Source organism: Shewanella inventionis (genome assembly GCF_014641855.1).
In the GTDB taxonomy this organism is placed as follows: domain Bacteria; phylum Pseudomonadota; class Gammaproteobacteria; order Enterobacterales; family Shewanellaceae; genus Shewanella; species Shewanella inventionis.
Genome location: NZ_BMII01000017.1, coordinates 89,436 through 108,538, shown reverse-complemented (window position 1 = coordinate 108,538; position 19,103 = coordinate 89,436). Strand labels below are relative to the sequence as shown.

The 19,103-nt window shown below is 43.2% G+C and carries 17 protein-coding genes; 10 read left to right on the top strand and 7 right to left on the bottom strand.

The genetic code is table 11. The features are described from left to right. Positions 1-58: 58 nt before the first annotated feature. The 5 genes from IEW93_RS11560 to IEW93_RS11540 form a co-directional block, all read right to left on the bottom strand. Positions 59-1,468, bottom strand: coding sequence for an ammonia-forming cytochrome c nitrite reductase subunit c552 (locus IEW93_RS11560; RefSeq protein ID WP_188739475.1), 1,410 nt, complete (start codon positions 1,466-1,468; stop codon positions 59-61). An 86-nt stretch (positions 1,469-1,554) separates the two neighbouring features. Next, positions 1,555-2,766 (bottom strand): NnrS family protein, encoded by a 1,212-nt coding sequence (locus IEW93_RS11555; protein WP_188739474.1) that lies wholly within the window; start codon positions 2,764-2,766, stop codon positions 1,555-1,557. Positions 2,767-3,004: 238 nt separating this feature from the next. Beyond that, positions 3,005-4,438 (bottom strand): deoxyribodipyrimidine photo-lyase, encoded by a 1,434-nt coding sequence (gene phrB, locus IEW93_RS11550; protein WP_188739473.1) that lies wholly within the window; start codon positions 4,436-4,438, stop codon positions 3,005-3,007. Between the two features lie 11 nt (positions 4,439-4,449). Continuing rightward, the gene (locus IEW93_RS11545) at positions 4,450-5,412 is read right to left on the bottom strand and encodes a YbgA family protein (protein WP_188739472.1); all 963 of its coding nucleotides are present in this window, start codon (positions 5,410-5,412) and stop codon (positions 4,450-4,452) included. 337 nt (positions 5,413-5,749) lie between these two features. Continuing rightward, the gene (locus IEW93_RS11540; protein WP_463008540.1) at positions 5,750-6,685 is read right to left on the bottom strand and encodes a polyprenyl-phosphate transporter; all 936 of its coding nucleotides are present in this window, start codon (positions 6,683-6,685) and stop codon (positions 5,750-5,752) included. A 150-nt stretch (positions 6,686-6,835) separates the two neighbouring features. On the opposite strand from IEW93_RS11540, the gene IEW93_RS11535 reads away from it, so the two are divergent. The 6 genes from IEW93_RS11535 to bamJ all read left to right on the top strand — a co-directional run bounded on the left by IEW93_RS11535 (position 6,836) and on the right by bamJ (position 11,195). Beyond that, a complete protein-coding gene (locus IEW93_RS11535) occupies positions 6,836-7,315 on the top strand; it encodes a hotdog fold domain-containing protein (RefSeq protein ID WP_188739471.1) in 480 nt (159 codons plus the stop codon). A gap of 47 nt (positions 7,316-7,362) precedes the next feature. Continuing rightward, a complete protein-coding gene (locus IEW93_RS11530; protein ID WP_188739470.1) occupies positions 7,363-8,250 on the top strand; it encodes a prohibitin family protein in 888 nt (295 codons plus the stop codon). Positions 8,251-8,410: 160 nt separating this feature from the next. Then, complete coding sequence (locus IEW93_RS11525; RefSeq protein WP_223418659.1) at positions 8,411-9,580, top strand: DUF418 domain-containing protein; 1,170 nt, start codon at positions 8,411-8,413, stop codon at positions 9,578-9,580. 28 nt (positions 9,581-9,608) lie between these two features. Continuing rightward, positions 9,609-10,235 carry a YceI family protein gene (locus IEW93_RS11520; RefSeq protein WP_188739469.1) on the top strand — a complete coding sequence of 209 codons (627 nt, stop codon included), beginning with the start codon at positions 9,609-9,611 and terminating at the stop codon, positions 10,233-10,235. 20 nt (positions 10,236-10,255) lie between these two features. Continuing rightward, on the top strand, positions 10,256-10,612 hold the full coding sequence (locus IEW93_RS11515) for a DUF1294 domain-containing protein (RefSeq protein ID WP_223418661.1): 357 nt from the start codon (positions 10,256-10,258) through the stop codon (positions 10,610-10,612). Between the two features lie 112 nt (positions 10,613-10,724). After that, positions 10,725-11,195, top strand: coding sequence for a BamJ family beta-barrel-assembly machinery protein (bamJ, locus tag IEW93_RS11510; protein WP_188739468.1), 471 nt, complete (start codon positions 10,725-10,727; stop codon positions 11,193-11,195). 77 nt (positions 11,196-11,272) lie between these two features. On the opposite strand, the gene IEW93_RS11505 is transcribed toward bamJ, so the two are convergent. Continuing rightward, positions 11,273-12,487: a M24 family metallopeptidase gene (locus tag IEW93_RS11505; RefSeq protein WP_188739467.1), complete on the bottom strand. Its 1,215-nt coding sequence runs from the start codon at positions 12,485-12,487 to the stop codon at positions 11,273-11,275. A gap of 205 nt (positions 12,488-12,692) precedes the next feature. Here IEW93_RS11505 and IEW93_RS11500 point away from each other — a divergent pair, with 205 nt between their 5' ends. Continuing rightward, a complete protein-coding gene (locus IEW93_RS11500) occupies positions 12,693-14,480 on the top strand; it encodes an aminopeptidase P family protein (RefSeq protein WP_188739466.1) in 1,788 nt (595 codons plus the stop codon). A 234-nt stretch (positions 14,481-14,714) separates the two neighbouring features. On the opposite strand, the gene IEW93_RS11495 is transcribed toward IEW93_RS11500, so the two are convergent. Then, positions 14,715-15,077, bottom strand: coding sequence for a LysR family transcriptional regulator (locus tag IEW93_RS11495; RefSeq protein ID WP_188739465.1), 363 nt, complete (start codon positions 15,075-15,077; stop codon positions 14,715-14,717). A gap of 423 nt (positions 15,078-15,500) precedes the next feature. On the opposite strand from IEW93_RS11495, the gene IEW93_RS11490 reads away from it, so the two are divergent. The 3 genes from IEW93_RS11490 (at position 15,501) to purT (ending at position 19,028) form a co-directional block, all read left to right on the top strand. Beyond that, a complete protein-coding gene (locus tag IEW93_RS11490; RefSeq protein WP_188739464.1) occupies positions 15,501-16,802 on the top strand; it encodes a DEAD/DEAH box helicase in 1,302 nt (433 codons plus the stop codon). 160 nt (positions 16,803-16,962) lie between these two features. Next, the gene (locus IEW93_RS11485; RefSeq protein ID WP_188739463.1) at positions 16,963-17,592 is read left to right on the top strand and encodes a peroxiredoxin-like family protein; all 630 of its coding nucleotides are present in this window, start codon (positions 16,963-16,965) and stop codon (positions 17,590-17,592) included. 260 nt (positions 17,593-17,852) lie between these two features. Continuing rightward, the gene (purT, locus tag IEW93_RS11480; protein ID WP_373284915.1) at positions 17,853-19,028 is read left to right on the top strand and encodes a formate-dependent phosphoribosylglycinamide formyltransferase; all 1,176 of its coding nucleotides are present in this window, start codon (positions 17,853-17,855) and stop codon (positions 19,026-19,028) included. Positions 19,029-19,103 lie beyond the last annotated feature (75 nt).

Sequence of the window (19,103 nt, the reverse complement as noted above, 5' to 3'; positions counted from 1 at the left end):
AGCAAAACGCCCAAGCTAGGCTCGGGCGTGTGGTTATTCAAAGGGTTAACAAAGCAAATTAATAACCGGTTTTAGCCACCGGATGCCAATGCTTATCCACTTCGTCTTTAATAAACGCTTGTTTTGCTTTAATCGCGTCGGCTTCAATAAATCCTATAGCAGCATGGGCAGTTTGCTTTGTCGAAATATCAGGATACTCAACTTGAGTAACCGAAAGTTGCGCTAAAATTCGAGCTAATGCTTCACGACCATAAGTAATTTGCTCTGTTGCTACGCTCAACAGTGCCACACCCTCTTTAGGGTTATGAGCATATAATCCATGTGATGCCATGGCAAAATCCCAACGCCACTGCGCATGACGGATAGCCATAATAGAATCATTCATTTGTGGCCATGTCGCGCCTGCATCCCAAGCAGCTTTTGCTTCGTAATGGGCTTTAACCAGTAATAACTCTAGATTTCGTGCCCGCTCGTTTATGTCATTTTTAGCGTTATCGAGTTTCTTGGCTAATGCGGTTTTACTGCTATGACAACTAATGCAGGTTTTATCAAAATTATCCATGGCGCCAGCCACTTTATGATCGGTAAAGGTTTGCCCTTTATCATCGCTCACTTGTGGCATATGACAGGTAATGCAAGTCACCCCTTTTTTAGCGTGAGTAGAACGACTCCAGTGTTCAAATTCTGGGTGACGAGCCTTTAATATAGGTGTTTTTGAAATAGGGTGGATCCACTCATAAAAGCGGCGAGTGTCATAGTATTTTTCAATGTCATCAGCTGTGCTGCCAAAAATCCACGGTATATTTACCTTATTGCTTTTTTCTGGCTGAAAGTAATACGTTACATGGCATTGGCCGCATACCTGCGCCCCTTGCATTGTGCTGTCTTGCTTATCAAATGGCAGTTTAATTTTTGCCATGGCATCTTGAGCATATGGACGAGGTAAGGTTAACTCCGCACTGCCATCGACATGGCAATCACTGCAATACACGACCGATTTTATTTCACGGCCTAAATCGACAAAATTAGCACCAGAATACCCTTCAATCCCCATTTGTTTCATCAGTCTTGGGGCGTCTGGTGTTTTACAGGTCCAGCAACTGGCTGATAAGCCTTTGTCACCTTCAGCCACTGCAACACCAGTACGTAAAGTATGAGTAACGTCTGCAACCGCAAACTGGTGGCCACGTGGGCTATGATATTCTTTGGCAAAAGATGAGCCTGCCCACAAAATAATACTGGCAGGATATTGCGCCAACATATCTTCGCTTTCGTCCTGCTCTACTGTGGCCTCCCAAGATGCAAACTGATTAGGAAACTTAATCTGATTTGGGTCGAGCTCTTCACTTTGTAAAGACCAAGAGGTCAGTGTCAATAATGCCAGCCCTGCGACCAGTATTGTAATCCCTGTCTTGCTACGTAATGGCCGAGAAACTTTCATCATCACGTCTACTAATAAATTAATCATACCGTTGCCTTAATACCAATCAGTAATCTCTAATCACTTATTTATCCTGATTGATATAACAGATAAATGTGACACATCAGTTGGCGTTACCCAGGGCGGCCATCAAGCCTTGGGCGAGTTAAAATTGGCGCATAAAACCACACAAACATACCAAAGCCAACAAACCAAAACGCCCCAGCAATCCACAACCACATTTGGGTGTGCTCTGGCATTAGCAGCGGCATAATCGCTCGAAACACCGCAGCCAAAGCAAGGCTCATAAATGCAAACGCCATATTGGGGCCTTGATAAATATTGCGACTGGTATGCCCAAGAGATACACGAGAGATCATTGATAAACACAATGCTGCAATGCCGCCAACAGCAAAGAGATGCAACAAGGTTCGATAGGCATATTCGTTGTTAATGTTAATTGCCATCAAAATAAGCGTGATTGGCAATGACACATACGCCAAATGCAAAGACCATAACATAGGCTCTTTCAAGGTTTTATGCGCTTGCCATCGAGCAAAACGAACAAGGTGTAATCCACCAGCCGCCGCCAATAACACTTGCTCTACACTTTTAGGAAACCAATGTGTAATTGCTTGTAAAAACAATAATCCCATGGCCAATAATAATGTATTTTCTAATACACTTATGGGATCTGGCTTGGGTTGTTGAATACGCATGGCGGTAAAAAACGGAATGACTCGTCCCCCCACAATGGTAATCACTAACGCTAGCCACCAAATCATGGCTTGCCATAGCTGAGTCGAAAGCGAAAAGTCTCGTTGGTATAATGCATAGTAACTGGCTAGATTGACCACCAGAGCCACCATAAGCAGAATAGGAAACCCGATATTTCGCCATTGCTTAACCGGATAGATACAACGCCATAATGCAAACGCACTGAAGCCTAAAAATAAGCTGTCAAAGAGTGCCGGAAGCACTAATGGAATATTCATGGGTAATAGCAGCATGAGCCTGGCGATTAACCAACAAGCAAATGTCAGCATCAAACTTCGGCCTTTAATGGTCGGTTGATTAGTCCAGGCTTGCACTGCGGTCAGTAAAAAACCACACACAATTGCCATGGCGAAACCAAATAACATTTCATGTGGATGCCACCATAACGGCACAACATTAGCCCAAAACTCACTGTTAAATAAGCTATATTGCGGCGTAAACCAGCCCATTAACCACAGTGGAATATACAGCGCAGCCACAGCAGCCCCACCAAGAAAAAACGGCCTAAAGCCTAAACGCCAGATTGCAGGGGTGTTATCAACATCAGCAGGATCATCAATATTTAGCATAAGTAGCACACTCATTTAGTGAGTTAAGAGCACAAGATTTAAACATGCATTATATATAAATCTTTAAGTAAGGCTATTGTATGCTGCCCATTATGTTACTTCAATCATTACTCATCGCTAATGCAAACTAGGCAGGTCATAGTGTGATCTAACGCAAAAAAGCCAACACCGAAAACGGGTGCTGGCTTTATATAAAACGATATCTACGGGGATTAGCGAGAAAGGATTAATGAGGAAACTAACCGCGCTTTAATGCACTTAGCACTTCAATGGCTCTTAAGCGTGCCATTTTGTGTTCAACAATTGGCTTGGGATACCCTTGATTATCTGGCTGGGCAAATAAGTCGTGCATATTAACCGATTTAGGCTCATGGATATCTTTAATAGACCAGGAGGCAATTTCAGGAATGTAGCGTTTAATAAAGCTGGCATCGGGGTCAAACTTGCTACTTTGGGTCATGGGGTTAAACACCCTAAAGTAAGGCTGCGCATCACAACCGGTTCCGGCCGACCATTGCCAGCCGCCATTATTAGCGGCTAAATCACCGTCAATCAATTGTTGCCTAAAATAGCGCTCGCCCCAACGCCAATCTACCAACAAATGCTTGGTTAAAAAACTGGCCACCACCATGCGTAAACGATTATGCATCCAGCCGGTTTGATTTAACTGACGCATTGCGGCGTCGACTATCGGGTAACCAGTTCGGCCTTCGCACCAGGCTTGAAACTCCTCAAGGTTATTGCGCCACACAATGCCATCACCTAACTCATTAAAGTTTTGTGCCATCGACAACCGTGGAAACGCCACCAGCAAATGGCGATAAAACTCTCGCCAAATAAGCTCGTTGAGCCAGGTTTTAGCTGGACTGGTATCGTCAACTAATGCTTCAGGGTAACGCGTTAAAACAGCCGCAACACATTGGCGCGAACTAATAACACCCAGAGCTAAAAAAGGCGATAAACGACTGGTGCCCTCCAGCGCAGGGAAATCTCTTTCGTTTTGGTAGTCGGCAACTTGACTGGCTAAAAACTGATCTAAAATACGCTTGGCAGCCCCCTCGCCTGCAGCCCATTGCTCACTACTGCGTTTATTGCACTCAAACACAATAGCCTCAGGTTGTGCTAATGCTGGCGCAACGGGTGCCGGCGCGGCAACTGGCAATATGGCTCGTTGGCAGGTGATACTTTTCCATTTTTTAGCAAATGGTGTAAATACCTTGTACATGTCACCCGACAAATTTGACACGTCGCCGGCTGCAAGCACACAATCTTGCTCGAGTAATCTCAGTGGTACGCCCTGCTCGATTAACAGAGCATCGCGGCGTCGTTCATTTATTTCGGGCTCACTTCCTGCAAACACCGCACTGATGTTGTGTTGTTGCAAATAATCACTCAATGCTGCATGGGTATCACTAAACCAATGTAAATGCAGCACGTCTAATGCAATGCCTAATGCTGCAAGCGACTGAGCTAATAAATTGACATGACGTTCAATAAAATCAATCTGAATAGGCGCAACATCATGCTGCGCCCATTGCTGTGGCGTCACTATGTATAGGGCTCTCACATTGCCTTGATGTTGCTTGGCAAACTCACAAGCCGCCACTAACGCAGGGTTGTCGGCAACGCGCAAATCTTGTCTAAACCACATCAAGCTATTCATGTTAATCATTAACCCTCAACCTAGTATGCATAACGAAGTTTTAACGCTTCAGGATGCGGATTTAAATACACTTGATCTTCAATATAAGGAGTATGAAACTCACGAACATAGTGGTTAATCAAGGTAATAGGCACAAGTAAAGGCAGTAATCCCTGACGGTATTTTAAAATTGATTCGGTCAGTTCTTCTTTTTGATCTGCACTTAATTGCTTCTTAAAATAACCTTGAATGTGCTGCAAGGTGCTAGTGTGATTTTTACGCGTCGCGATGATTTTAAGTGCCGTCATAAAGCCCTCAAAATACTGTTGTGCGGTTTGCTCTAAATCTTGAATGTCAGCCAACATTGGGCCTAATTCGCGATACCATTTAGGGCTGTGCGCCATCAGTAAATATTTGTAACGCGAATGAAATTGCATCAATTTGTGCTTAGTTAAGCCCGACTCAATCATCTTTTTCCAATCGTTGTAGGCAAACACGCGAGTAAAAAAGTTTTCTCGGATGGGTAAGTCATGCAATCGGCCTTCTTCTTCTACCGGTAAAAATGGATAGCGTTCCATTAATGCCTTAGCAAAAACACCAACGCCGGTTTTTGAGCCATTGTTCGTGCCGATTTTATATTCTGTAACCCGCTCCATTCCGCAGGTGGGTGATTTGGCACATAAAATATAACCACCAAGATAGTCGAGCTCTTCTACTTTATTTTTAGAATACTCATTGAGCTTATCAGTAACATCTAGGGTCCCATCTGCACTGCGAATATACACAATATCGCCATCGCGGATTTGACGAACACTTTTACGTGGTGCGCCCATACCAATGGCCATTTCTGGGCACACTGTGGTGTATTCAAAAAACGGTTCAATTTCTTGCTTGCAGTAATATGAGTTTTTATGGCCGCCATCAAAACGAACTTGATTACCCAAGAGACAACTACTGATCCCAATTTGGATTTTTTCTGGCACAAATGTGGCTGTATTTGGCATGCTTTACACTCCTGGACCGAATGAGATTTTGCCTATGATTGGCAAATTATTATGTAACTTTAACCATGATTAATAGCATAGTTATTATGGCTGACAATACGACATTTGAATCAATTAAGTTCATTATTAATAATATGTTTCTATTAAAAATTGAAGTAATACTAGGCTTGCCAATCTTTGCTGGTTGAATTTTATTCAAACTAAAACGTGCTAATCGAGGCGAATGGATTGATGCCAGTCATCAACGCTGTAAAGAATCGCTCAACAAAGCAAATACGAAAAAAAGCAGAACCTAAGTTCTGCTTTGATGACCTAATTTAGCTTAGCTTCAGTTAGCTTAGGTTGCCTGAGCCTTGGCTTTGCCGCCTACATACTCTAGGCCCCACACCAAACCTATGCCGACACAGGCGCACAAAACCGCCAAGGCAATTTGAGAGGGTTCGCCTGTAACCTGCTCAAACTGAAACGGCGATAAATTTTGCTCTAGCAAAGGCACTTGCTCACCTTTGCTGTTTTCACGCCAGCTAATGACTTCTTTCCAGGGCCAAATTTTACCTAAAGTACCTAGCATTAATCCGGTTAAAAACAACACGGTTGCATCGTGAAACTTACGCAATAAGGCCGACAATACATGGCTAAAACACAGCAAACCGATAGCGGCACCAGCAGCAAAACACGCCAAATACACAATATCAAAGCTCTTTGCCGCAGCTAATACCGCAGGGTACATGCCTAGCAACAGCAAAATAAAACTGCCAGAAATTCCAGGTAAAATCATGGCACATATGGCAATAGCGCCACAAAAGAAGAAGTTAAGGTAGGTTATCTGGATTTCAATTGGGTGTAATACCGTGATTGACCAAGCAAACACAACCCCAAGAATAAACATCACGATGCGCATTGCGGTGTATTTGTCGACCTGTTTAACCATGTGTACAACAGAGTAGATAATCAACCCAAAAAAGAATGACCAAACCGGAATAGCATGGGTTGCTAATAACCACGAAATCAACTTAGCTAGAGTAAAAATACTGGTTAAGATGCCGCCAAACACACAGACTAAAAAGGGACCATTAATGTGCATAAAGGCCGCTTTAATCCCTTGCTGCTTAATAATCCCAAACAAAGATAAATTAATTTTACGGATACCATCTAGCAACGGGTCTAAAATACCGGTAATAAATGCAATGGTTCCGCCAGATACACCAGGGACAACATCAGCCGCTCCCATGGCCATGCCTTTGATATAATTCAACAACAGGTTCGATTTCAAAATTTATCCTTAAATAAACAACGCTAGCAAAATTATACCTGTAGCTAAGCAAATGAGCGATGAAAAAGAGTGGTTGTCACTTCACCCAAGGTTACAACAATGTTAACCTCGTCCGACCAGATAGTTTTTCTCACACGAAAAGAGTTTTATATGACACCAACAAAACCTAACAAAGTCATGTCGCTTTACAAAAAAGTGACATCATACCCTCTTGGAAAACACATTTTCTCTAAAATGGTCGCCCGCATGGCACCTTATTTTGGCACCATTCACCCTTACATTAGCGACTTAAAAGTTAATCGTTGTGAATGTCTTATTAAAAAACGTAAAAAAGTGCAAAACCATATTGGTACCGTGCACGTGATTGCAATTTGTAATGGCTTAGAAATGGCAATGGGCACCATGGCTGAAGCCTCCATTCCAGCTCATTTACGCTGGATCCCTAAAGGTATGTCGGTAGACTATACCGCCAAAGCAGGGACCGACATTTTATGTGTCGCAGAGGTAAAACCAGAGCAGTGGCAAGTCGGTGATATGTTAGTCGACGTAAAAGCCTATGACACGAACGGTATAGTGGTAGTACAGGGCCATATTAAGCTGTGGATTTCTGAAAAACCCCAAAAACACTAAAACATCCATAAAATGATATTCATTTTATTTTTTGCTAGGGAAGCACAATGTTAAAAAACGATCTTTCAAAAGTCAGCACCAACCATTTAGGTAAAATTATTCCTGTGTCGATATTGCTAATATTACTTATTGGCTTGTACGGCAGCTGGTATACGATCGACCAAGGTGAGCGTGGTGTGTTATTGCGCAACGGTAAAATTATCGACACGGCTGAACCTGGGCTTGGATTTAAAATTCCGCTAATGGACACTGTTGTAAAAATCTCAACTCAAACGCACACCGCAAGCTATCAAGCATTACAAGCCTATAGCCGCGATCAACAACCCGCAACGTTGCGCGCGTCAGTGACGTTTAGTGTGCCGCCCGATCGCGTTGAAGAAGTCTATGCCAAGTTTAAAGGCATCGACTCTATGGTGTCGCGACTACTCGATCGCCAAGTACCGACGCAAGTGGAGAACATATTTGGTAAATATACGGCGATTTCTGCAGTACAGGAGCGGATTAAGTTTGGTATTGATGTGACCGAGGCTATCACTAAATCAATTAAAGGTCCGGTAACCATTACCTCAGTACAGATTGAGAATATCGACTTTTCTAATGCGTACGAAAAGTCAGTAGAAGACAGAATGCGCGCCGAAGTCGAAGTGCAAACACAATTGCAAAATCTTGAAAAAGAACGTGTTAGCGCACAAATTGCGGTCACTCAAGCACAGGCTGAAGCAGACTCACAATTAGCCCGCGCGATTGCAGAAGCTGAAAGTATTCGTATTAAGGGTAACGCTGAAGCCTCGGCAATTAAAATCCGTGCAGAAGCGTTAGCGCAAAACCAAAATTTAGTTGAATTGACCAAAGCTGAGCGCTGGGATGGCAAGCTGCCAACCACCATGCTGCCAACGGGTACGATTCCGTTTTTAGAAGTACAAAAAACGAAATAACGCTTCTACAGCGTTAAAGAATAACCCGCAGTAAAAACCAAGCTAAGTGCTTGGTTTTTTTTATTATGGTGAAATCTGATTGACTGGCATGTTTACAGTATTGATGATGTAATCAACCTCAACTTAACATTTAGTGGTCGCGTATTATATAAGGAATTCTGTGATTAACAGTAACACCAACATGGATGAACATAGCGAGCCAACGCCCAAAAAACGTCTAGCCAACCTTGACGCCATTCGTGGTGTGGGTGTGCTGGGTATTTTCTTTTTAAATATCTATTTTATGGGCAATAGCTTTTATGGCTATGCCCCCCATGCTGTACAGCCGGTTAGCGATATTGCCATAGAGCTTACGAGTAACTTTTTCTTAGAAGGACGCTTCTTTAGCTTATTCGCCATCATTTTTGGCGCGGGTATGTTAATTCAATTTGAAAAATATCAATCTCAGTTAGCACTGCCGTCAGCACAAAAGTCACTTAAACAACAAAAGTGGCGTTTATATTGGTTGATTCTATTTGGGGTTATTCACGGGGTTTTTATCTTCCCGGGCGATATTTTACTGTCGTATGGTGTCAGTGGATTACTGGCTTTTAAATACCGCTATCTCGATGCAGATGCGTTAATGAGGCAGGCTAAATGGTTTATCTTTTTGTCGCTTATTCCTATCGCGTTGATATCACTAACGCCAGACGAGCAGGTGTACCTGCGTGGTTCAGCTTTATTTATTGAACAATTATCGGCATGGACAGGCAGTTATTCTGAGCAATTATTAATGCATTTAATGATGTTTGGATACATGATTTTGGTCATTCCACTCACGCTAATGTGGTTTATTGCTGGGCTGATGTTACTTGGCATGGCGCTGTATAAACGAGAGGTATTTAGTCACGGTTTTGATAATATCACAGTCAAAAAATGCATTTTTTGGGCTGTATTATTGTCGGTAATTGACTCACTTTTTAGTTTCAGTGAAAACCCCATGCTGGTCAGTTTTTCTGATGTGGTTTTACTGCTCAGTGCCATAGCCTGTGCTTTGGTGTACATCCATATTATTTGCCTAGTTTGCCGCAACAAACCAAACCGTTTAACAGCACTGCAAAATGTCGGCAAATTAGCTTTTAGCTTATACATATTACAGTCAATCGTCGGCATTTTACTCTTGCGTTACTTTGCCCCGCAATGGCAGCAAGAACTCGACCGTATTGGCTATCTCTCTATTGCCATTATTTACAGCATGGTGCAATTAGGGTTAGCGCAGGTGTATTTACGCCACTTTAACCAGGGGCCGTTAGAAAAGCTTTGGCGTTATTTGGTGTTAACACGTGGATAATCGACAGCAATATTAAGGACACAGCACCATGAAAATCACGTCTCGTTCATTAGCGTTGGGCTTAAGCTTCGCGCTGTGTTTTAGTCTCAGTAGCTGTGTTAGCTGGCTGGCACCCTCGGTTAACGCAGATCTCGCCACACTGGAAACCGGCCAATATAAACTCGACCCAAACCATGCGGCATTAATATTTAAAATACAACATTTAGGGTTATCGACCTATTTAGGACGCTTTAACCAATTTGATGCCAGCTTACGTTTTGATCCGCAAAATATCAGTACATCCCGTTTACAGGCGCTGGTCGATATCCCTTCAATTGATGTCAACAACCCAGACTTAGCCGACACTTTACAAGGCAGCGATTGGTTTGACAGCCAACAATTTCCTCAAGCCCTATTTATCAGCCAAGGCGTTAACCCTTTAGTAGATGAACAATTTGAATTTTATGGCCAACTCACCTTGCATGGTGTTACCCGCCCTGTCAGTTTTATTGCTCGTTTTCATGGTGGTGCAGATAATTGGATGACAGGAAAATACACCTTGGGATTTAGTGCAACAGGCACCATAAAACGCTCAGATTTTGATATGGCAAGTTACATTCCGTTAGTTGGCGACGAAGTGCAACTCGAGATTTACGCTGAATTTTTAAAACAATAACCCATAAGATAATCATTCATATGAATAAATTTGCTTGGCTAATGTTGGTGATATTGACACTCAACAGTACACTTATTGAACTTTGGCTTGGCGTAGCATTTTTGATACTTAACTTACTCACGTTGGGTTTGTATTACATCGACAAGCGCGCATCAATAAAAAGTCATCAGCGGATCAGTGAAAAAACATTACATGCTGCCGCCTTACTCGGTGGCTGGCCTGGCGCATTGCTAGGCCAACACCACTTTCGTCATAAAACCCAAAAGGCATCGTTTATTCGTATTTTATGGTGCTGCATATTAGCCAATATCGTAATGGTTAGCGCTGCGAGCTATTTATTTTATTCATGGTTCAAATTGCAATACTCATTTGCCTGAACTCAGAATATAAAACGCCAGTGTTCTTGTGGTTTTGGCTACACCAGCAGTGTTAGCCTAGGTTGTTTTACGGTAAACTCATGCTACATAAAACCAATAGTAGAGAGCGACTATGCGTATGATTTTGGCCGTGGTGGTCATTGCTGGAGTGATTTTTTATTTTTTTACTCAGGCAAACAACTCAAAAGCAGCGAAAGAAAACATCGAAAAAGGTAAGCAGTTTTTAGCTGAAAATGCAAAACGCGAAGGCGTAGTACAAACCTTGTCAGGTTTGCAGTATGAAGTCCTCACCAAAAGCGATAACACAGAACACCCAAAAGCCAACAGTAAGGTGACGGTACACTATCATGGCACATTAATCGACGGCACTGTATTTGACAGCTCAGTTGATCGCAATGAAACCATTAGCTTTGGCCTAAATCAAGTGATTAAAGGCTGGACAGAAGGCGTGCAATTAATGACTGTGGGTGACAAGTTCCGTTTTTATATTCCAAGCCAGCTTGCCTACGGTAACCGCTCAACTGGTAAAATTGTGGGTGGCTCGGTACTGATATTTGATGTTGAGTTATTTGCGATTAATTAATCTAGTGCTACCGACCAACATAAAAAGCCTCCGTAATGGAGGCTTTTTGGTATCAACAAATTAGCTTTAACCTATGCTCAAGCCAAATAAAACGGATCATCAATTGATTTGGCAGGTGGCGTAAACCACTTTGGCCCTTGAGCCGTCATGTAAAAATGGTCTTCGTGTCGAATACCAAACTCACCCGGCACGCACAACATGGGTTCATTACTAAAACACATACCACTGGCCAGTAAAGTTGAGTCATTACCCACTAAGTACGGCCATTCATGTATGTCTAACCCTATGCCATGTCCGGTGCGATGTGGTAAGCCAGGTACCTGGTAACCTGGGCCAAAACCTGCATTTTCTAACACCTTGCGCGCAGCAACATCAACCTCACAGCAAGGCGTACCGATTTGCGCAGCAGCAAATGCCGCAAGCTGTGCATCTTGCTCTAATTGCCATAACTGGCGTTGGCGTTCATTGGGTTCACCAAACACGTAAGTGCGAGTAATATCTGAGTTATAACCATGCAACTGACAGCCGGTATCAATCAGCACTGTATCATTAATCGCTAACGACTTTGGCGACTTAACTCCGTGCGGATAAGCGGTATCTTCGCCAAATAATACAATACAAAAATACGAGCCTTTTGGAGCACCTACCGCATAATGTGCTTGGTCGATAAAGTCTTCAACCTCAGCGGTGGTAATCCCTTCACGCAATATACTCGCAGCCGCTTTATGCACCTCAAGCGTCATGTCTTTTGCGCGTTGCATTAAGGCGATTTCGGCAGCAGATTTAATCATTCGACAACCTGCAGTAACGGTTGTTGCACTAACAAGTCGATGTTGAGGCGCAGCTTGAGCGATGCCGTCGCTAATAAAAAACGGAGTCGATTCATCAATGCCGATCTTGGCTTGCTTAAGGCCCATTTTATCAAGCAAATGGGCAAATAATTGATAGGGGCTTTGATCTTCATGCCAGGTGTTTACTTGACCTTTAATGGCCATATACCCTTGCAAAGTATCTAGCTCAAACGCTGGGGCAATGTACTCAATCGCGCCCTCTGCCGGAATGATAGCCCCGACCATACGTTCACTTGAAAACCAGCGTGTACCGCTAAAATAATACAAGTTAGTGCCCGCATTAACATAAATAGCATCTAAGCCATGTTGTACCATTAACTCTTGTGCACGCTTTATGCGTTGATTAAATTCATCCTCGCTTATGGCTGCAACACCGTCTGTCATTTTACATAATTTAGCTAATGCCTGCTGCGGGCTAACACCACCAACACCGATTGTCATCACGAGTCCTTTATTATTGTTATTGTCAGATAAATGCCGATAAGCATAACGCCTACAATGTAGAGTTACCATTGTATACAATATAAGTTTACAATTTAAGCCAAGCAAATCTTAGCAACTACGCTTGCAAGGCTGCTGTTGCCCTTGCGATAATTGCACCTCATTTACAGAGCTGAGTTCATCAGTCGCCTCCAACGGAGAAACCATGTCCAATATTATTGCCACCCGCCTTAGTGCTATTCGCCAACAACTTGAAGTTAACCAAATCGATGCCTTTATTATTCCCCGCGCCGATGAATACTTAGGTGAATACGTGCCTGCCCGCAATGAGCGTTTACACTGGGCTACTGGCTTTACCGGCTCAGCAGGTATGGCGATTGTATTAAAAGACCGCGCAACCATTTTTACCGACGGTCGTTACACTGTGCAGGTGCGCCAGCAAGTGGATGGCAGTTTATTTGAGTATTTAAGCCTGCATGACGACCCACAAATTGACTGGCTAATCGACACCTTACCCGCTGGAGCAAATGTGGGTATCGACAGCCGTTTACACACTCTTGCCTGGTACCAACAAACCAAAGCGCAATTCGATAAAGCTCAAATCAACTTGGTTGAAGTAAACGACAACCCGATTGATGTGAGCTGGCGAGATCGCCCTGCACCATCAGCATCAACCATGACATTATTTAGCCATGAAGGTGCGGGCCGCAATAGCATTGAGAAACGTCAACAAATTGGGGCATTAGTTAAAAAACAAGGTGCCGACATGGCACTTATCGCGGCATTAGATTCATGCTGTTGGTTGTTAAACATCCGTGGCAACGACGTGCCACGTTTTCCGGTTGTCTTGGGCTGTGGTTTACTATCTACCAATGGCGACATGACCTTCTTTACCGACTTAGGCAAAGTACCGCAAAATATTGCCGAGCATGTGGGTGAAGGGGTGAGCTTTAAAGAAGAGTCTGAATTAGCCAGCGTGTTAGCGCAAATGGATGGGGTTAAATTGCTAGCCGATCCTCATTCTGCCAATGCATACTCACAATTATTAGCGCAAAAAGGCGGTGCCAAACTTATTGCTGGGACAGATCCTGTTGCATTACCTAAAGCGCAAAAAAATAGCGCAGAACTTGCCGGTATGCGTGCCTGCCATATTCGTGATGGTGTTGCGGTTAGCCGCTTTTTAGCCTGGTTAGACAGTCAGGTTGAGCAGCACATCATGCACGATGAAGCACAACTGGCAGACAAATTAGAAAGCTTTAGACTGCAAGACCCACTGTATCGTGAGCCAAGTTTTGACACTATCTCAGCCACCGGTGCTAATGCCGCCATGTGTCATTACAATCATAACAATGGCACCCCAAGTACTATGACCATGGACAGCATTTACCTGGTTGACTCTGGCGCACAATATATCGATGGCACTACCGATGTCACTCGCACTATCGCCATTGGTAAAGTAACCGACGAGCAGAAAAAAATGGTCACCTTAGTATTAAAAGGTCATATTGCACTTGATACTGCACGTTTCCCTAAAGGCACCTCGGGCCAGCAACTTGATGCCTTTGCACGCCAATATTTATGGCAACACGGTTTTGATTATGATCATGGTACCGGTCATGGTGTAGGCCACTTTTTGAGTGTACACGAGGGCCCACAGCGTATTGGTAAAAACGTCAATGGCGTTGCGCTGTTACCTGGCATGGTATTGTCGAACGAGCCTGGTTATTACCGCGCCGACGGTTTTGGTATTCGTATCGAAAACTTAGTGGCAGTACAACCTTGCCAAGCCCTGCAAGGGGCTGAGCGTGAAATGTATGAATTTGATGCATTAACCCACATCCCAATGGATGCACGCTTAATCGACAAATCATTATTAACTGATGTTGAAGTAAATTGGTTTAATCAATACCAACAAAAAGTACGCAACACCCTAGCGCCATTAATGCAAGGCGATGAACTAGCCTGGTTAAATAAAGTGACTAAGGCGATTTAAGCGCTAGCTTTCAATAGATGATAAAAGGCTTAGAGTAGTTATCTCACCTAAGCCTTTTTTAATCGCGTTAATATATACAACATTGACAAAGGAAGCCGCTGTTTTTGTGTTTAGGTTTAGTGTGGAGTTTTACTAACTCACATTTGTCCTCAACCTTATATTGCTATCAATAAAAATGAACGTTGCAGCAAGGAATATTTTAAACAACGTGCCGGTAAAGACGAGCAACAATGACTAACGTTTTTTGAAACGCCCGATTAATTTTGCTATGCCAACCGTAATTAACATGGGCACGCCAATTAAAATCAACTCTTTAACAAAAGGTAATATGTACCTCAGTATTGAGGGCATGTTTCCTCGACCTTCCCCATCGCCATGAGAATATCCCTGGGCATTTATTTGCTCAGCCCAACTTGTCCACTCTAGTGATACCAGCAAGATGTGTTGGTCATCAAAAAGCACTCGCAGCTTTGCCAAAGACCGACTAATTGATGGTTGGCTGATACCTAACGTTAATGCGGTATTACTGATATGCTTTTCTTCAAGTAACTGTTTTAAAATAATCAGTAGATTAAGATCGAGTTGATTTATATTCATAAAAGAAGGTTGCTACGTCGATGATGCACTTGATGTCATAGTCTATCATTGATTTACCATGCAATTTAGCAAACATTTTTACCTCCCTCTACTCAAGAATTTGCGTTTATGTGAAACACCGCCTAAACCGCAATAACAACAAAAGCGCAAGCTTAAAAAATCTTATGAGTAAACACAGATAAAGTTCAGGATTTAGGCAAAAGTTTGTTATACTCCGCGGCCGCTTATCGATGGCGTCCCAATCGGGTATTCTGCTCAAGCTTAACGTTTTTCAACTATCCTATGAAGTTAACAACATTGTTAAGCATGAATTTAGCCATCGAGTAAGGCTAACGGGCCCAATTATCTAGATTTACCTTGCTCAGCTAATAAGCTGGACGTAACTAAATCGCTTTGTTTTGATGTACATACAGGAACCGCACCATGAAATTCGAATCTTTTAGCTTCGCCCCAGAAATATTACGCGCGATCGCTGAGTGCGGTTACCAATCGATGACACCAGTTCAAAAACAAGCGATCCCAGCTATCCGCCGCGGCGAAGATGTACTCGCCAGCGCGCAAACGGGTACCGGTAAAACCGCAGCGTTTGCTTTACCTATTTTACAAAAAATGTGTGAAGTGCCAAAAGAGACATTACCATCAAACACACGCACGTTAATTCTTACACCTACCCGTGAACTTGCGGCACAGGTTGCAGACAACATCAGTGCTTACAGCAAACACCTTAACTTCACCGTATTAACCATTTACGGTGGCGTTAAAATGGACACGCAATCGCAAAAGCTAAAACGTGGTGCTGATGTTATTGTGGCCACCCCAGGCCGTTTGCTCGAGCACATCACAGCTTGTAACTTAAGTTTGTCAAACGTTGACTTTTTAGTGCTCGATGAAGCTGACCGTATGCTTGATATGGGCTTTAGCGCCGATATTAAAAAAATCCTCCAAGCGGTAAACAAAAACCGCCAAAACATGTTGTTTTCAGCGACGTTTTCTAGTGAAGTAAAAAAACTCGCTAACGACATGCTTGATAAACCTAAAGTCATTACTGTAGATAAACAAAACACCACGGCGGCGACCATTAGCCAGGTGATTTATCCGGTTGAACAACGCCGTAAGCGTGAATTGTTGTCTGAACTGATCGGCACAAAAAACTGGCGTCAAGTACTGGTGTTTACCGCCACTCGTGACGCAGCAGACACCTTAGTAAAAGAATTAAACCTTGACGGTATTCCATCAGGTGTTGTTCACGGAGAAAAAGCTCAAGGTAGCCGTCGCCGTGCATTACGTGAGTTTGTTGAAGGTAAAATCCGTGTATTAGTGGCCACTGAAGTTGCTGCTCGTGGCCTTGATATTCAAAACCTTGAATACGTGGTTAATTATGATTTACCGTTTTTGGCAGAAGATTATGTCCACCGTATTGGCCGTACAGGCCGTGCAGGTAAAACCGGTGTGGCTATTTCGTTTGTCAGCCGTGAAGAAGAACGCACGTTAGCCGACATTGAAAAACTTATTGGCCAACAAATTCGCCGTATTACCGTACCGGGTTATGAGGTAGGTAGCCGTGAAATGTTGCTTAAACAAATTGAAAAGCGCCGTAGCTTCGCTAAAAAACAGCAACGTAGCGACAACGTTGGCGCTCAAATGATTGCCGAGAAAAAAATGGATGGCCGCCGTGTTAAAGTGGGTAAAGCCAGTAGCACAGTAAAATACAAAAAAATTAAGTAACTTAGATTCGATATATTTTACCTTTCCCGCTGTAAAGGGGAGGCAAACTAAAAGACGCTACGGCGTCTTTTTTGTCTTTGAATGAAATTTATTTTGTTATAACGTATGCGTACTATTGTGATATCGAGTACGTTAGGACAACACCACACAAGGACTTATCATGTTAAAAACTTTGCTTATTGCTAGCGCGTTAATGTTAACCAGCTTTACCAGCATAGCTAAACCTATTGCCAGTGACGAAAACAATGTCATGCCACTGCTCAATGGCCACCAAATTCCCTCGGTCACTTTGCAAGATGTTGATGGCAATGCCGTTGATTTAGCTAAATTGGTGTCACAAAAACCCACTATTTTCTTTTTTTACCGTGGTGGTTGGTGTCCATTTTGTAATTCACAAATGGGACAACTAAAAGCCATTGAACCAAAACTTATCGACATGGGATTTCAACTTGTGGGGATTTCACCCGACACGCCCGAAAAAATGCGTGCATCACTGAACGATCAAAAGCTTGATTACTTATTGCTATCAGACAGTTCAATGGCCGCATCACAAGCCTTTGGGTTAGCCTATTACACCAGTGCCGATATCACAAAAAAATACACAGCCAGTGTAGTTACCAATGAGTTATTTACCACGCCACAAGGTGACAAACGCCTGGTGTTGCCGGTACCTGCTGTGTACTTAGCAGACACAAAAGGCTTAATTCATTTTCAATATGTAAACCCAAACTACAAAGTGCGCCCAGCCCCTGAGCTTATTTTGGCCGCGGCAGGTCTTTTAGCGAAATAATCTGCACGCAATCATTATCAAGCCAGTATTGGTTTTACTGGCTTGATAACCTCCACTTATATACCCACTCGTATTAAGCCTACTCAAACCACTTATCGCTATTAAACACAATCTCACATCACAAAAAATCATACCTATTGCCATAAAATAGCGATTTATTGGTTTTTGTATTGGATTTTTTATCCTAGGGATCGTTACACTGTTCGGCATATAAAAATATCCCTACATAAAGGCCATAAATCATCATGTCCATTCCTACTATATTCGGCACGGCAAACACACCTGGCACAGTAAAAGCCATGTTATTAGGTTGCGGAGAGCTTGGTAAAGAGGTCGCGATTGAACTGCAACGTTTCGGTATTGAAGTGATTGGGGTTGACCGCTACCCTAACGCCCCGGCAATGCAAATTGCGCATCGATTTCATGTGATCAATATGCTCGATGGCAATGCGCTAAAAGCGGTTATCGAATTAGAAAAACCAGATCTGGTTATCCCTGAAATTGAAGCCATTGCCACTCAAACCTTAGTAGAATTAGAGCAGCAAGGCTTACATGTTGTGCCAACGGCAAACGCAGCTAAATTAACCATGGACCGTGAAGGCATTCGCCGCTTAGCGGCTGAGACTTTAGCCTTACCTACGTCAAAATATTTCTTCTGCGATACCCAAACCGAGTTCGAGCAAGCTGTTGCAGACATTGGTATTCCTTGTGTAGTTAAGCCGGTCATGAGCTCGTCAGGTAAAGGCCAAAGTGTGATTAAGTTGAGCGATACCATTGCCAAAGCATGGGCTTATGCGCAAGAAGGTGGCCGCGCAGGGCAAGGCCGAGTGATTGTTGAGGCCTTTATTCCATTTGATTATGAAATTACGCTACTCACCATTAGCGCAGTGAATGGTATTCATTTTTGTGCCCCTATTGGTCACAGGCAAGAAGACGGTGATTATCGCGAGTCTTGGCAACCACAAGTCATGTCTGATGTTGTGTTACAAAAAGCCCAGGTCGTGAGCCAAAAAGTGGTTGAAGCCCTAGGCGGTTTTGGCTTATTTGGTGTTGAACTGTTTGTGAAAGGCGATGACGTGTATTTTTCTGAAGTGTCTCCAAGACCTCACGACACAGGCCTAGTAACGTTAATTAGCCAGGACATTTCTGAGTTCGCGTTACATGTACGTGCCATATTGGGTTTACCAATAAGCAATATTGTTCAGCATGGCCCAAGTGCTTCTGCGGTCATTTTAGCCGAGGGCACCTCGACCAATATTCGTTACCAAGGCATGGCACAAGCGTTAGCGCCAGTCGACACTCAATTACGCTTATTTGGCAAACCTGATATTGATGGTCGCCGCCGGTTAGGTGTTGCCCTAGCACGCGACAACTCAATAGAAAGCGCCATTGAAAAAGCCAAAACGGTTGCCAGCCACATTAACGTGTTATTTTAATCTTTACAGCTTTGAGCTTGTTATAGCCCTTAAGATAAGCAAACAGCCTTGAGCAAAGCCCAAAAAAAAGCCGCA